A 12,329-nucleotide genomic window follows, 5' to 3' on the forward strand; every position below is an offset into this window, starting at 1 on the left:
CCACCCGCACCGCGATCGCCGCCGTCGCCGCCACCCTGGTCCTGATCGTCACCGGCTGGCCGGTCGTGGCGGTGGGCACGGTGCTGCTCGTGTTCGCCTGGCGTGGGTTGTCGGGAGGCGCGTCCGAGGAGCGGGCCGCCATGCGCCGCCTCGAAGGGCTCGCCGCCTGGACAGAGTCGCTGCGCGACACGATCGCCGGGGCGGCCGGACTCGAACAGGCCATCCCGTCGTCCATCAGGGCCGCCGCGCCCACGTTGAGGCCGCACCTGCGGTCCCTGATCGACCGGCTGCACACCAGGATGGCGCTGCCGCAGGCGCTCGCGCTCTTCGCCGACGAGCTCGACGACCCCTCGGCCGACCTGGTCGTGGCCGCGCTCATCCTCAACTCCAGGCTGCGCGGCCCCGGCCTGCGCGACGTGCTCGGCGCGCTGGCCGTCTCGGCCCGCGAAGAGCTCGACATGCGCCGCCGCGTCGAGGCCGAGCGCCGCGCCACCCGGCGCAGCGTGCAGATCGTCGTGATCACCGCGCTGGCCTTCGCCGGGATCCTCGTCGTGTTCAACCCCTCCTACGTCGAGGAGTATGACGGCCCCCTCGGCCAGGCCGTCCTCGTGGTCGTGGCCGGGCTGTTCGGGGCGGGGTTCGCCTGGATGCGGCGGCTGGCCAGGTTCGACAAGCCGACGCGGCTGCTCATGGGTGGAGGCGGCGATGGTTGAGGGCGCGCTGGCCGGCGCGGTGATCGGGCTCGGCCTGCTCGTGTTGTTCAGGGCGCTCTTCCCCGCCCGTCCCGGGCTGGTGGCGCGGCTGCTGGCGCTCGACGCCGTACGCGAGGACGCGGGCGCGCCGCGCATCCAGCTCGTGCTGCCCGACGAGGAGGTCAGCGCGTTCCGGCGCGGCCTCGGCGTGCGGCTGGCCCGCCTCTACAGCGCCCGCGGCTGGGAGGTCAGGTCGGTCAGGTCGGACCTGGCGCTGGTCGGCCGCTCCTTCGAGGCGTTCCTGGCCACGAAGGTGCTGCTGGCGGCCGGCGGCCTGCTGGCGTTTCCGCTGTTGCTCGGCTGGCTGGTGCTCATGGAGTGGGGCGCTTCGCTCGCCGTCCCGTTCTGGTCCGCCGTGCTCGTCGCGGGCGTCTTCTTCTTCCTGCCCGACCTTCAGGTCAAAAAGGACGCGGCGGCCAAGCGGCGTGACTTCCGGCACGTCGTGGGCGCGTTCCTCGACCTCGTCTCGATGAACCTGGCCGGCGGCCGGGGTGTCCCCGAGGCCCTGATGATGGCCGTCTCGGTCAGCGGTGAGCAGCCCAACTGGGCGATGGGCCGCATCCGTGACGCGCTGGCCGGCGCGCGGATCGTCGGCATCACCCCGTGGCAGGCGCTCGGACAGCTCGGCGAGGAGATCAACGTCGACGAGCTGCGCGACCTGTCGGCCGCGCTCGGCCTGGTGGCCGACGACGGCGCCAAAGTACGCGCCTCTCTGACGGCCAGGGCGGCGACGCTGCGACGCCGCGAGCTGGCCGAGATCGAGGGCAGGGCGGGCGAGCGGTCGCAGTCGATGCTTGTGGCCCAGCTCCTGCTCTGCGCCGGTTTTGTGATCTTCCTCAGTTATCCCGCCGCTATGAAGATGTTGGGGGCATGATGAACCATCCCTGGATCATCTATCTGACCGCGTACCTCGGCGTGCGCATCCACCGGGCCAGGACCGCGCCCACCCGGGGCGCGTCCGCCGTCGAATGGGTGATCATCACCGCGATCATCGCCGGTGTCGCGCTCGGACTCGCCACGCTCATCAAGACCTTGGTCGAGCAGAAGCAGAGCGAGATCCAAGGCACGTTCGGCGGTGGCGGGGATGGCGGCGATGGCGGCGGAGGCGAGTAGGCCGCAGCGCGAGCGTGGCGCCACGGTGATCGAGCTGGCCATGCTCATGCCGGTCATCCTCGCCGTCGTGCTGCTCATCGTGCAGGTCGCGCTCTGGTTCCACGGCCGGCAGGTCGCGGAGGCGGCCGCCAGGGAAGGCGCCCGCGTGGCCAGGTCGGCGCCGTTCGACTCGGGCGACTGGGAGGGTGCGGCCACCGCCAAGGCCACCGCCATCGTCCGCGCCATCGGCCCGCGGCTGCTCGGCGACGCCACCGCCACGACGTCCGAGAAAGAGCCCGACGAACGATTCGTCACGGTGACCGGCAACGCCGTGCAGGTGATCCCGCTGCTGCCGGAGCTCTCGTTCACGATCACCGCCACCGCGGGCGGGCCCGTCGAGTGCTTCCGCCCCGACAACGGCGGCGAGGACTGCCAATGAGCCGGGCCGAACGCGGCTCCATGGCGGTGGAGACGGTGATGCTGGCCCCGGTCTTCCTGCTGTTCCTGCTGTTCCTGGTCGGAGCCGGGGTGCTGGTCGAGGCGCAGGGACGGGTCAACGGCGCGGCCCGCGACGCCGCCCGCGCCGCGTCCGTGCAGCGCACGCTCGACGACGCCGGGTCCGCCGCCGAGGCCATCGCCACGAGCGTGCTCGAAGGCCGCTGCCAGTCCTCCTCGGTCTCGCTCGACGGGTCCGAATGGGAGCAGGGCGGCCACGTCGAGGCCGAGGTGACGTGCGAGCTCGACCTGGCCTTCCTCGGGTTCGACGGCACCAAACAGCTGACCGGCGCCGCGGTGGTGCCGCTCGAGCAGTTCAGGAGGGTCGAATGAGGAACGGCGAGCGAGGGTCCATGTCGGTGTTCACCGTGCTGTTCTCCGTGGTCGTGTTCCTGCTGGCCGGAATGCTGGTGGACGGCGGGGCCGCGATCAACGCCCGGCTGCGCGCGTCCGACGTGGCCGAGCAGGCCGCCAGGGCCGGCGCCGACCAGGTGGACGTCGATCACCTCCGCACCACGGGAGAGACCCGGCTGCTCGGTGACGCCGAGGTGTGCGGCAGGGCCGACGAGATCGTGCGGGCGCACGGCGGCGGCGACGTGACCAGCGGCGAGTGCACGGTCGAGCAGGGACAGGGTCAGGTCACGGTCACCGTGACAGTGCGGTGGGAGGCCTTCTTCCTGAGCGCGCTCGGGTTCCCCGGTTCCCAGATGACCGGCGAGGCCAGCGCCGCACCCGAAGCGAGATAGACCGAAACCGACCGCTCGATGGATGCGGAACGTACGAGACACGACGCTGGAACAGAGAAGGGAGAGGCGATGCCGCCGCGAGAGCAGCCGCGAGACCCCGCGCGTCCACCCGGACGTCACGTGCCCGTGCGCGTCCCGGCCAGACGCAGCGCCGGCGACGTGCTCGCCGGGCTCGGCGCCCTGGTCGTGCTGGTCGCGCTCGTGGGCGGGGTGCCGTACGCGCTGCTCACCTTCGTCGGCCCGCCGATCGCGCCCGAGCTGCTCGATCTCGAGGTGCTCACCAGCCGGGTCGGGCCGAGCACGATCGTGGCCGTGCTCGTGCTGCTGGTGTGGCTGGCCTGGTTCCAGCTCTTCCTGTGTGTGCTGGTCGAGGTGTACGCCGGGGTGCGCAGGGTCGGCATGCCCGCCCGCGTGCCGCTCTCCGGCGGCATGCAGGTGCTGGCCAACAAGCTGGTCTCGGCCGTGCTGCTGCTGTTCACGGCGGGGGCGATGGTCGCGCCGGTGGCCCAGCTGAGCCCCACCCCCGCCGCGCCGCCCGTGACCGCGGTCGCCTACTCCGCGCCGATCGTCGAGCAGGAGCTGGAGCTGGAGACGCGCAGGACCAAGAAGGTGTACGTCGTGCAGCCGCCGCACGGCCGCCACCACGAGAGCCTGTGGGAGATCGCCGAGAAGTGCCTGGGGGACGGCCGCCGATATCCCGAGATCTACCGCCTCAACCAGGCGAAGGAACAGCCCGACGGCACCCGGCTGCGCATGGCCGACCTGATCAGGCCCGGCTGGGTGCTCGACATGCCGGACGACGCGAGAAACGCGCATGTCGTACCCGTCGACCAGCCGCGCGACCAGACGTTGCGCGAGCACCCGGGCAGGGCCGACCCGGGCACGGCGCAGCGTGCCGACCGCGCCGACCGCGCCGACCGCCAGGAGCGCCAGGAGCGCGAGGAGCGGCAGGAGCGCGGGGCCCGCGAGACGCGCGAGGAACGCAGGACACCCGGGCACGAGGGCAAACACCGCCAGACCGAGCCCAGCGTGCGGGACGACCGGCAGCCCGTCATGCAGGAGCGCCAGGGCGAGCTGACCGACTACCTCGCCGCCGCCTCGCTGGCCGCGGCCGGGTTGCTGTTCGTGCTGGCCAGGCGGCGCAGGGAACAACTGTGGCGGCGCCTGTCCGGCCGCAGGATCGCCCGCCCGCGCGACGACGCCGCCCAGGCCGAGGTGGCGCTCAGGCTCGGCGGCGACGCCCCCGGCGCCCGCATCCTGGACGTCGGGCTGCGGCTGCTCGGCGCCGAACTGGCCGCGCAGCACCGCACCCCGCCCACCGTTTACGGCGCCCACCTGTCGCCGCGCACGCTCGACCTGTGGATTCATCCGCCGGACAACGACCCGCCCGCACCCTGGACGGCCCAGGACGGCGGCCAGATCTGGCGGCTTCCCGCGCACGAGGGGCGGCTGCTGCCCGACCTGCGGGGTGAGTCCGGCCGCGGGCACGCGGGCGGGGCACCGTACCCGGGGCTGGTCTCCATCGGCACGGACGCCGGCGGGCGCGTGCTGATCGACCTGGAGGCCGCGCAGGGCCTGATCAACGTACGCGGCCCGCAGACCACCGCGGCGCTGGCGGCGATCGCCGTCGAGCTGGCGACCAACCGGTGGTCCGACCGCATGCGCATCACGCTCGTCGGCTTCGGCCAGGAGCTCACCGCGATCGCGCCCGAACGGATCAGGGCGGTCGGCGGGCTGGCCGAGGTGCTGCCCGAGCTGGAGGCGAACGCGGCCCCGCGCAGGGAGGTGCTGACCGGTCGCGTCAGCGGCGGCCACAGCGTCGCCCACTATCTGCTGTCCGCGGTGGCGCCCACCCACGACGAGGCCCGGCGGCTGGCGCTGCTGGCCCGCCGCGACACCGCAGGCTACGTGGTGGCCGGCGAGGTCCCGCACGCCACGTGGACGATGGAGATCGGCGACGACGGCAGGGCCAGGATCGCGGAGCTGGGCTTCGAGGTGGAGGCCCAGCTCCTGCCGCGCCGCCACTACCGCGCGCTGGTCGACCTGTTCCGTACGACCGACCGGTTCGACGGCGAGGCCATCCCTGAAGCCGAGCCGCTGGCGGGGCTGAACCCGCCCGCCGTCGAGATAAGACTGCTCGGCCCGCTCGAGATCGCCGGCCTGCGCCCCCTGGAGGAGGGCCGGACGGAACTGGCGGCCGAGCTGCTGGTCTACCTGGCCACGCACCCGGGCGGCGTGCACCCCGCGGTGCTCGGCGGCGTGTTGTGGCCGCGCGGCGTGCAGACCACGGTCAGGGACGCCACGATCTCCCGGGTCGCCGAATGGCTCGGCCCCGACCACCTGCTCACCGACGAGGCCGGCCGGCTCCGGCTGGGGCCCGAGGTGCGTACGGACTGGGCGTTGTTCCGCGAGCTCGTACGCCGCTCGCACGGCGACCCGACGGCCGGGGCCGTGCTGCTGGAGAAGGCGCTCGGCCTGGTCAGAGGCCCGCTGATAGCCGGCAGGCCACCCGGCAGGTACGCCTGGCTGGCCGCCGAGGACCTGGAGTACGACGTGAGCGCCGGGGTGGCCGACGCGGCCCACCTGCTCTGCGAGCTCAGGCTCGCCCACGGCCAGCCGGACGCGGCGGTGGCCGCCGTACGCGCGGGCCTGCTGCTGGCGGCCGACGACGAAGGGCTCTGGCGTGACCTGCTGCGTGCCACGCACGCCACCGAGGACATCGTGCGCTTGCGCGCGGTCATCGAGGGCCTGACACGCAGGGCGGCCTCCCACCCGTACGGCGGCGGGATGGCCCCCGAGACCGAGGCGTTGATCGAGGAGCTGCTGCCCACGTGGCGCATGCATGTGGTGAGGGAGTCGTCGGCATGAAACGAGTCATGGCGGTGCTGGGCACCATCGCGCTGGGCGTCGCCGTTCTGGCGGGCTGCGGGCAGGCCGAACGCCCGTACACGCCCCAGGGGGCCGCCTCGCCCGCGAGCGGCCAGCCGGTCCCGGACCCGTCGAAGAGCGAAGGCGGCACCGCCACCGCCTCAGGCGCCGAGACTCTGAACATCGGCGGCGACAAGCTGCGGGTGCGGATCGAGTGGCCCGACGACCCCGACCCGCTGTTGAAGCTCATCACCGGCTACTACGTCGCCTCCAGGAAGGCGCTCGTCTCAGGAAGCGATCGATACCTGAAGGATCTGGATCTCGAACTCACGGCGGTCCGCGAAGCGTACGACTGGGTGCACGGATACACCAAGGAGGACATGACCGTGAGAGGTGACGCCCGGCTGTACAACCTGCGCGTCGCCGCGCTGGTGGGCAAGGGCGTGCAGGTCAATGCGTGCGTGGACGAGTCGGAGGTGCGCGTGCTGTCCACGGGCACGGGGAAGCCCGTCGAGCCTCAGCCCGCCTTCGTGCGCGAGCCGTACCTCCAGGCCGTGCTCGCGCACCGCGGCGATGACGGGGTGTGGCGGATCAGATCGTTCGGCTATGGCGAGAAAGGGTGCAGCAGATGACTCCCATGGGCTCAGTCGCCGTCGCCGCGCTCCTGGTGTTTGCGGGCGCGGCGAATCCTGAGGACGGCGGACGTACGGTGGGCACCCCCATCAAGGAGGGCAACACGAGGGGCATCGACCTCGCCCACTCGAAGATCGTCGTGTCCGGCGACGGGACCAGGGGCGGTAAGAGCGACGGTTACGTGCTCAAGCGCCCATGCTGGTACGAGCCGGGCCTGGACGCGAACGAGATGCTCAAGTCGCAGGAAAGCCTGCGGGCCTACTGGTTCAGGTTCACGGAGAACCCCACCGAGGAGAAGTGGCAGGCGTTCCTCAAGCAGTTCGAGGACAAGATCGGAAAGGACGGGCGCTGGTGGGGGCCCGCGTACAACGCCGCCGATCCGAAAGGGCAGGCCTGTTTCGCCAGTCTCGACCCGTTCGTCTTCGTGCCGCCGGGTACCACGCCGCCGTCCGGCATCACGATCCAGGAACTGGCCGAGATCGCCAGAGCCGCGCTGACCGTGCCCGAGCCGACGGTCAAGCTCAACCCGGACGCCAAGAGCTACGTGAACCTGCCCACCTGGGTGTGGCTGGAGGGCATCGGTGAGCCGCGCAGGTCGGTGACCGCGACGATTCCCGGGGTCATGAGCGCGACCGTGGTCGCCACGCTCGAAAGCATCACGATCGACCCGGGCACCACGAAGGACCGCGCCGAGGTGAACATGGAGGGGTGCGGGACGTCCGGGAAGCCGTACACCAAGGGCGGCACGTTCTCGTGCGGCGTGCGTTATCTGCGTTCGTCGATCGACCAGCCGCGCGAGAAGTACACGCTGACGGTCTCCACCGTGTGGCCGGTCGAGGTGGTCGACAACGTGGTGCCGGTGCAGTTCGCGCCCGTCGAGGTCGGCGCGAGTCGCGACGTGCCGGTGGGCGAGATCCAGAGCAACGTCAAACCCTGAACCGTGCCGGATCCGGGGCCGGCGCCGGCCCCGGATCCGCTCCGGCCGAGAGTTCTCAGAGGAACAGTTCGTCGGCGCTCTTCGCGGTGGCGGCCTTGCGCACCCAGGACTCCAGGGTGTCCAGGTCGGTGCAGGCGAGGATGCGGGCCCGCGCCTCGTCGGGGAGCGGGATGTCCCGAGCCTCCAGGATCAGCAGGACGGCCTTCGCCTCACCCTCCGCCTTTCCTTCGGCTTTCCCCTCTGCTTTCCCTTCGGCTTTCCCCTCGGCTTTCCCCTCGGCTATTCCCTTCGCCCTTCCTTCGGCGAGCCACGCGCGCACCACTGCGCTTCTCGGGTGGTCGGTTGCCATGGCCATCCTGAGCTCCCTGATCACTGTGTCGAGCATGAAGTCGGGCAGACACGAAAGGACGAGGTCAGAATACTCGCCGAACTCTTCGGGCAACTGCCCCAGTGCCTCGAAGAGGGTCAAATGTTGCGGAGGCCCGCTTCCGACTGGCCGTGCACGATGGCCGAGACTGTCGCGAGCTCCGGTTGGTCGACGGCCCAGCCGAGATCGATGACCGAAGGAATCCCGTCCGGACCGATGACGATGGGATGTAGCACCCACCTGGGATGCCCCATCTCGATGGGTTCCGCGCAGCGACGGGCTGTCCTGGAGTCCTCGCAGAAGACGAGGAGCAGCACGGGACACTTCGTGCGCGCCCTGAGCGTGGAGAGATAGACGGGCCAGGACCAGCGTTTGCGGGTGTCCGGCTCGCGTTGCACTTCGAGGACCACCGCCGAAACCGGTGTGCCCTCTTTGCAGAGGAGCACCACCGAGTCGGCCCGGTATTCGGTGGGCGTGCAGTCCGTGAAATCGGTGTTGCCCAGCCGTGCCTCGTCGAACGTCGGTACGCAGACCCCCGTCCCGGCCAGCAGCGTGGCGACCAGGGACGGGCGGTTGCGTACGAGCTCGATCAGGTATTCGTGTTCCTGTGTCGGCATGGCGAACACATTACCGAATGTTGTCGATCAATTACTCTGCGTCGATGAATCCTCCGGATTCGTGGGCGATCAACCACTCCTTCACCGGTACGCCGTAGTAGTAGCCGCCGTAGCCGCCGCCGCCGGGCAGCACCCGGTGGCACGGAACGAACGGCGCGATCAGGTTCTGGGCGCAGGCCGAGCCCGCCGCCCTGGCGGCCGTCCGGGGCAGCCCCGCCCGCTCGGCGAGTTCCGCGTACGTGACGGTCGTGCCCGGCTTGACCTCGCGCAACGCGGCGTGGAGCCGCTTGCGGGTGGGCGTGCCGGGCTGCGAGACCGGGATGGCGTCGAGGGCCTCCAGGTCGCCCGCCAGGTAGGCCAGCACGGCCTCACCGGCGGGGCCTGGGCCGCCCACGACCTCCAGGCCCTCCGACTGCAGGGCGGGCGTGAGGCGGGCGTACATCTCCTTGGGTTCGGCGGTGAAGCCGGCCGCGACCAGCACTCCCTCCCGCGACAGCAGGGACAGCGGGCCCATGGGTGTGGGAACGAGCCGTGCGGTGATCATGATGAGCTCCAGAGGTGCAGGGCGGCGTACGCCCGCCACGGGCGCCACCGCTCGATGTGGTCGTGCGGGATGCCGAGGGCGGCCATGCGCTTGTCGAGCACGAGGTCGCCCGTCGGCCAGGCGTCGGGGTCGCGCAGCGCTCGCAGCGCGACGTAGCTCGCCGTCCACGGGCCGACGCCGGGGACGGTGAGCAGACCGGCCACCGCGTCGGCGGGGTCCTGGCCGCCGTCGAGGTCGATGCTCCCGTCGGCCAGGCGGGCCGACAGGTCCTTGAGCGTGGCGATCCTGCGGTTGGTCAGCCCGAGGCCGGTGAGGTCGGTGTCCAGGAGGTGGTCGGGCGTGGGGAAGAGACCCTCGGGCGCGGCGGCCCTCGCGACGATGCGGCCGAGCAGGGTGCGTGCGCCGGCCACGGAAATCTGCTGGCCGACGACCGCGCGTACGGCCAGCTCGAACCCGTCGAACGTGCCTGGCACCCGCAGCCCGGGTCGCGCGGCGAGGAGAGGGGCGAGCGAGCCCTGGCCGAGGGCCTGCGCGATCGCGTGCGGGTCGGCGTCGAGGTCGAGCAGGCGGCGGCAGCGGCCCACGAGGCGGGTGAGCCGCCGCGTGTCGTCCACCGCCACGTCGAGGGCGATGTGGTCGGACTGCGCGGTGAGCGTGATCGTGCCGCCGGGCACGGCCCTGGCGTACGACGTGTGGTCCGCCACCTCGAGCCCCGGGATGGCGCGCGAGGCCAGGAAGCCGAACACGCCGTCGGCGTCGTACGGCTCGCGCCGGTGCAGCCGCAGCCGCAGCGAGACCGGCCCGGCCGCGTCGGCGATCCTGGCCGCCACCCGGCCGGCCGTGGCCCGCAACTCGCTGGGCGTGAAGCCGTACGTCTCCCGCATCGTCGCGTTGAACTGACGGACGCTGCCGAACCCCGCCGCGAACGCCACCTCCGTGACCGGCAGGCCCGTCTCGGTCAGCAGTTGTTTGGCCAGCAGCAGCCGTTTCGTGCGCGCCACCGCCAGCGGCCCGACGCCGAGTTCGGCCGCGAACAGCCGGTGCAGGTGGCGCTCGGTGATGTGCAGCCGCCTGGCGAGCCCGGCGACGCCCTGCTCGTCGGCGGCCCCGTCGTCGATCAGCCGCAGCGCCCTGCCGATGAGGTCGCCCCGGACGTCCCAGCCGGGGTCGCCGGGGGAGAGCTCGGGACGGCAGCGCTTGCACGGGCGGAATCCGGCCGCCTCCGCCGACGCCGCGTGCCGGTAGAAGCGCACGTTGCGGAACGACGGTGTGCGGGCCGGGCAGATCGGGCGGCAGTAGATCCGCGTCGTCGTCACCGCCGTGTAGAAGCGCCCGTCGAACCGGGCGTCTCTGGCCGAGACCGCCCGGTAACAGGAGTCGAAGTCGAGCTCGAGTGGTGACATGTCTCCGACGGTACGCGCCCACCGGGCACGTGGCCCAGCGGAAATCGGACCTCATCGTGAAGTCACAGGTCAGCAGGTGGAAGCGGGTGACCGGCGGAAATCGGACCTGATTGCGCCACGTCGAACAGCAGCGTGCCCGCTCCCGCCAGCACTGCCACCGCGTAGAGCTGCCCCATGGACAGCCAGCCGCCCCACCATCCGAGCGGCACCGACAGCAGCGCCGCCGCCCTGAGCACGTCGGTGACGACCATCACCGGACGCCGCCTGACCCGGTCGACCCAGGCTCCCGCGGGCAGCCCCAGCAGCAGTACCGTGAGTGTCCCGAGCGCCGACAGCAGTCCCACCTCGCCCGCTCCCGCGCCGAGCGCGGTGACGGCGAGCAGGGGCAGCGCGACGTAGCTGATCTGGGAGCCGAACTGGCTGACGGCGCCGGCGACGTACAGGTTGCGGAACGGGCGCAGGCGCAGCAGCGGCTGCTCCACCACAGTTGCTGACATGTCGCAACGATGCTGAAATGTCGGCAAAGACCGCTATAGATTAAGTGACCCACGAATCGAATGACCCTGGACCTGACGTTCACCGCCCGCGACATCGCCAACACCCGCTTCGCGATCTCCCCGCTCGGCGAGGTCGTCGCCAGCGTCCGCGTGGTGAAGGACCCGGCCGCCCACCCGCTGCTGCACTCCTGGGCCGGGCAGGTGCGCCGCAGCCTCCGGGGGGTGGACTGGCGCCTGCTGTCCGACCTCGTCCCGGTGCCGACCGTCGTCATCGCGGGCTTCACGTGTACGCCGCCGTCGACGTCCATGCCGGACCTGAGCCTGGAACTCGCCACGATGCGGGGCGCCGCGGGACGGGTCCGCTCGGATCTGGACGCGGTACCCGGTCCCCGCACGAAACGGGTGCAGGCGCTGTACGACGACCCGGAGCGGGGGCTGGAACGGCTGGCGGAGGAGGTGCAGGCCTACTGGGACGCCGCGGTGGCGCCGTACTGGGCGCGGATCAGGGCACTGCTCGAAGGCGAGATCCTGCGCCGCGCCCGGCTGCTGGCCGAAGGGGGAGCCCAGCGTATGCTGGCCGACCTCGACGACGCGGTCACCTGGCGGGACGGGACCCTGAGCATCGCGCACCGCCACGTCTCGGGCGCCCGTTCGCTGCGCGGGCTCGGGCTGCTGCTGGTGCCGTGCGTGTTCGTCTCGCCGCGGGTCTTCTCGGTCACGACGCCGCCGTACCAGCCGGCCGTGCGTTATCCGCCGCGCGGTATCGCGACGTTGTGGGAGCGCCGTGAGCTGGAGCCGCCCGAGGCCCTGGCGGCCGTGCTCGGCAGGACACGCGCGCGGTTGCTGGCCGAGCTGGACCAGCCCGCCTCCACGCGCGACCTCGCCCGGCGCACGGGCCTGTCTGAGCCGGGCGCGAATCAGCACCTCACCGCGCTGCGCCGCGCCGGTCTCTGCACGGCCCACCGTACGGGGCGTTACGTCCTGTACGCACGTACGGCCACGGCCGAGGCCCTCCTCGAACGAGGGGAGCGCTATTTGGACGAGACGCCCACGCCGAGGTCGAACTCCCGGTAGACGCGCGCCCAGAACCCGTCGCGCAGCCACACCCGCGCCTCGGGGTAGGGCCGCAGCGAGTGGCCGAGCTCCTTCTCCGCCTCGATGAGCAGCTCGGTGTCGATCACGGTCGGCAGGATCGGGCCGGGCAGCAGGTCGCGGATGTTGTCGCGGCCACGGGTGAGGATCCACTTCTGGGCCACGTGCTCGCCGACGTCCTCGACGCGGGGCCGGCTCGGGCCGAGCTTGGCCACCTGGCCGGGCTTGGCGTGCGGCTTGACCGGGGCGCGCCCGGCGAACACCTGGGCGGGGGAGGGAGCGGCGG

15 protein-coding genes and 1 pseudogene are annotated in these 12,329 nt (G+C 72.0%); 10 read left to right on the forward strand and 6 right to left on the reverse strand.

Annotation, left to right across the window (positions count from 1 at the left end; genetic code table 11):
- The 9 genes from GUY59_RS42765 to GUY59_RS42805 all read left to right on the forward strand — a co-directional run.
- A partial coding sequence (locus GUY59_RS42765) for a type II secretion system F family protein (RefSeq protein WP_161715006.1) occupies nt 1-713 on the forward strand: 713 nt, incomplete at its 5' end.
- Nucleotides 706-1,626: a type II secretion system F family protein gene (locus tag GUY59_RS42770; RefSeq protein WP_138202184.1), complete on the forward strand. Its 921-nt coding sequence runs from the start codon at nt 706-708 to the stop codon at nt 1,624-1,626. The genes GUY59_RS42765 and GUY59_RS42770, both read left to right, overlap by 8 nt.
- Nucleotides 1,623-1,865 (forward strand): hypothetical protein, encoded by a 243-nt coding sequence (locus GUY59_RS42775; protein WP_236668053.1) that lies wholly within the window; start codon nt 1,623-1,625, stop codon nt 1,863-1,865. Before GUY59_RS42770 ends, GUY59_RS42775 begins: the two co-directional genes overlap by 4 nt.
- Nucleotides 1,846-2,283, forward strand: a complete 438-nt coding sequence (locus GUY59_RS42780) for a TadE family protein (protein ID WP_236668054.1) — start codon at nt 1,846-1,848, stop codon at nt 2,281-2,283. The genes GUY59_RS42775 and GUY59_RS42780 overlap by 20 nt, the downstream gene beginning before the upstream one ends.
- Nucleotides 2,280-2,672 carry a TadE/TadG family type IV pilus assembly protein gene (locus GUY59_RS42785; protein WP_138202186.1) on the forward strand — a complete coding sequence of 131 codons (393 nt, stop codon included), beginning with the start codon at nt 2,280-2,282 and terminating at the stop codon, nt 2,670-2,672. Before GUY59_RS42780 ends, GUY59_RS42785 begins: the two co-directional genes overlap by 4 nt.
- Complete coding sequence (locus GUY59_RS42790) at nt 2,669-3,085, forward strand: TadE/TadG family type IV pilus assembly protein (RefSeq protein WP_236668055.1); 417 nt, start codon at nt 2,669-2,671, stop codon at nt 3,083-3,085. Before GUY59_RS42785 ends, GUY59_RS42790 begins: the two co-directional genes overlap by 4 nt.
- Before the next feature lie 120 nt (nt 3,086-3,205).
- Nucleotides 3,206-5,953 carry a BTAD domain-containing putative transcriptional regulator gene (locus tag GUY59_RS42795; RefSeq protein WP_252375022.1) on the forward strand — a complete coding sequence of 916 codons (2,748 nt, stop codon included), beginning with the start codon at nt 3,206-3,208 and terminating at the stop codon, nt 5,951-5,953.
- Nucleotides 5,950-6,585 (forward strand): hypothetical protein, encoded by a 636-nt coding sequence (locus GUY59_RS42800; protein ID WP_138202187.1) that lies wholly within the window; start codon nt 5,950-5,952, stop codon nt 6,583-6,585. The genes GUY59_RS42795 and GUY59_RS42800 overlap by 4 nt, the downstream gene beginning before the upstream one ends.
- Before the next feature lie 5 nt (nt 6,586-6,590).
- Nucleotides 6,591-7,523, forward strand: coding sequence for a hypothetical protein (locus GUY59_RS42805; protein ID WP_236668056.1), 933 nt, complete (start codon nt 6,591-6,593; stop codon nt 7,521-7,523).
- A 55-nt stretch (nt 7,524-7,578) separates the two neighbouring features.
- On the opposite strand, the gene GUY59_RS42810 is transcribed toward GUY59_RS42805, so the two are convergent.
- The 5 genes from GUY59_RS42810 to GUY59_RS42830 all read right to left on the reverse strand — a co-directional run bounded on the left by GUY59_RS42810 (nt 7,579) and on the right by GUY59_RS42830 (nt 10,951).
- Nucleotides 7,579-7,992, reverse strand: coding sequence for a hypothetical protein (locus tag GUY59_RS42810; protein ID WP_201762020.1), 414 nt, complete (start codon nt 7,990-7,992; stop codon nt 7,579-7,581).
- Nucleotides 7,989-8,507, reverse strand: coding sequence for a hypothetical protein (locus GUY59_RS42815; protein WP_138202189.1), 519 nt, complete (start codon nt 8,505-8,507; stop codon nt 7,989-7,991). The genes GUY59_RS42810 and GUY59_RS42815 overlap by 4 nt, the downstream gene beginning before the upstream one ends.
- A gap of 31 nt (nt 8,508-8,538) precedes the next feature.
- Nucleotides 8,539-9,051 carry a methylated-DNA--[protein]-cysteine S-methyltransferase gene (locus tag GUY59_RS42820; protein ID WP_138202190.1) on the reverse strand — a complete coding sequence of 171 codons (513 nt, stop codon included), beginning with the start codon at nt 9,049-9,051 and terminating at the stop codon, nt 8,539-8,541.
- On the reverse strand, nt 9,048-10,454 hold the full coding sequence (locus tag GUY59_RS42825) for an AlkA N-terminal domain-containing protein (protein WP_138202191.1): 1,407 nt from the start codon (nt 10,452-10,454) through the stop codon (nt 9,048-9,050). The genes GUY59_RS42820 and GUY59_RS42825 overlap by 4 nt, the downstream gene beginning before the upstream one ends.
- 62 nt (nt 10,455-10,516) lie before the next feature.
- The gene (locus GUY59_RS42830; protein WP_138202192.1) at nt 10,517-10,951 is read right to left on the reverse strand and encodes an MFS transporter; all 435 of its coding nucleotides are present in this window, start codon (nt 10,949-10,951) and stop codon (nt 10,517-10,519) included.
- Between the two features lie 60 nt (nt 10,952-11,011).
- Here GUY59_RS42830 and GUY59_RS42835 point away from each other — a divergent pair, with 60 nt between their 5' ends.
- Nucleotides 11,012-12,025, forward strand: a complete 1,014-nt coding sequence (locus GUY59_RS42835; protein ID WP_138202193.1) for an ArsR/SmtB family transcription factor — start codon at nt 11,012-11,014, stop codon at nt 12,023-12,025.
- Here the strand turns inward: GUY59_RS42835 and GUY59_RS42840 are convergent.
- A pseudogene (locus GUY59_RS42840) lies at nt 11,983-12,329 on the reverse strand (NYN domain-containing protein); the annotation flags it as partial. The gene GUY59_RS42835 and the pseudogene GUY59_RS42840 overlap by 43 nt on opposite strands.

The organism is Nonomuraea sp. K271, assembly GCF_009908215.1.
GTDB classification, from domain to species: domain Bacteria; phylum Actinomycetota; class Actinomycetes; order Streptosporangiales; family Streptosporangiaceae; genus Nonomuraea; species Nonomuraea longispora.

Bases quoted from the DNA above. Each gene is read 5' to 3' on its own strand.
- GUY59_RS42805 (WP_236668056.1), top strand. From the start codon at position 6,591: ATGGGCTCAGTCGCCGTCGCCGCGCTCCTGGTGTTTGCGGGCGCGGCG.
- GUY59_RS42785 (WP_138202186.1), top strand. From the start codon at position 2,280: ATGAGCCGGGCCGAACGCGGCTCCATGGCGGTGGAGACGGTGATGCTG.
- GUY59_RS42775 (WP_236668053.1), top strand. From the start codon at position 1,623: ATGATGAACCATCCCTGGATCATCTATCTGACCGCGTACCTCGGCGTG.
- GUY59_RS42835 (WP_138202193.1), top strand. From the start codon at position 11,012: ATGACCCTGGACCTGACGTTCACCGCCCGCGACATCGCCAACACCCGC.
- GUY59_RS42820 (WP_138202190.1), bottom strand. From the start codon at position 9,051: ATGATCACCGCACGGCTCGTTCCCACACCCATGGGCCCGCTGTCCCTG.
- GUY59_RS42815 (WP_138202189.1), bottom strand. From the start codon at position 8,507: ATGCCGACACAGGAACACGAATACCTGATCGAGCTCGTACGCAACCGC.
- GUY59_RS42800 (WP_138202187.1), top strand. From the start codon at position 5,950: ATGAAACGAGTCATGGCGGTGCTGGGCACCATCGCGCTGGGCGTCGCC.
- GUY59_RS42770 (WP_138202184.1), top strand. From the start codon at position 706: ATGGTTGAGGGCGCGCTGGCCGGCGCGGTGATCGGGCTCGGCCTGCTC.
- GUY59_RS42780 (WP_236668054.1), top strand. From the start codon at position 1,846: ATGGCGGCGGAGGCGAGTAGGCCGCAGCGCGAGCGTGGCGCCACGGTG.
- GUY59_RS42830 (WP_138202192.1), bottom strand. From the start codon at position 10,951: ATGTCAGCAACTGTGGTGGAGCAGCCGCTGCTGCGCCTGCGCCCGTTC.
- GUY59_RS42825 (WP_138202191.1), bottom strand. From the start codon at position 10,454: ATGTCACCACTCGAGCTCGACTTCGACTCCTGTTACCGGGCGGTCTCG.
- GUY59_RS42790 (WP_236668055.1), top strand. From the start codon at position 2,669: ATGAGGAACGGCGAGCGAGGGTCCATGTCGGTGTTCACCGTGCTGTTC.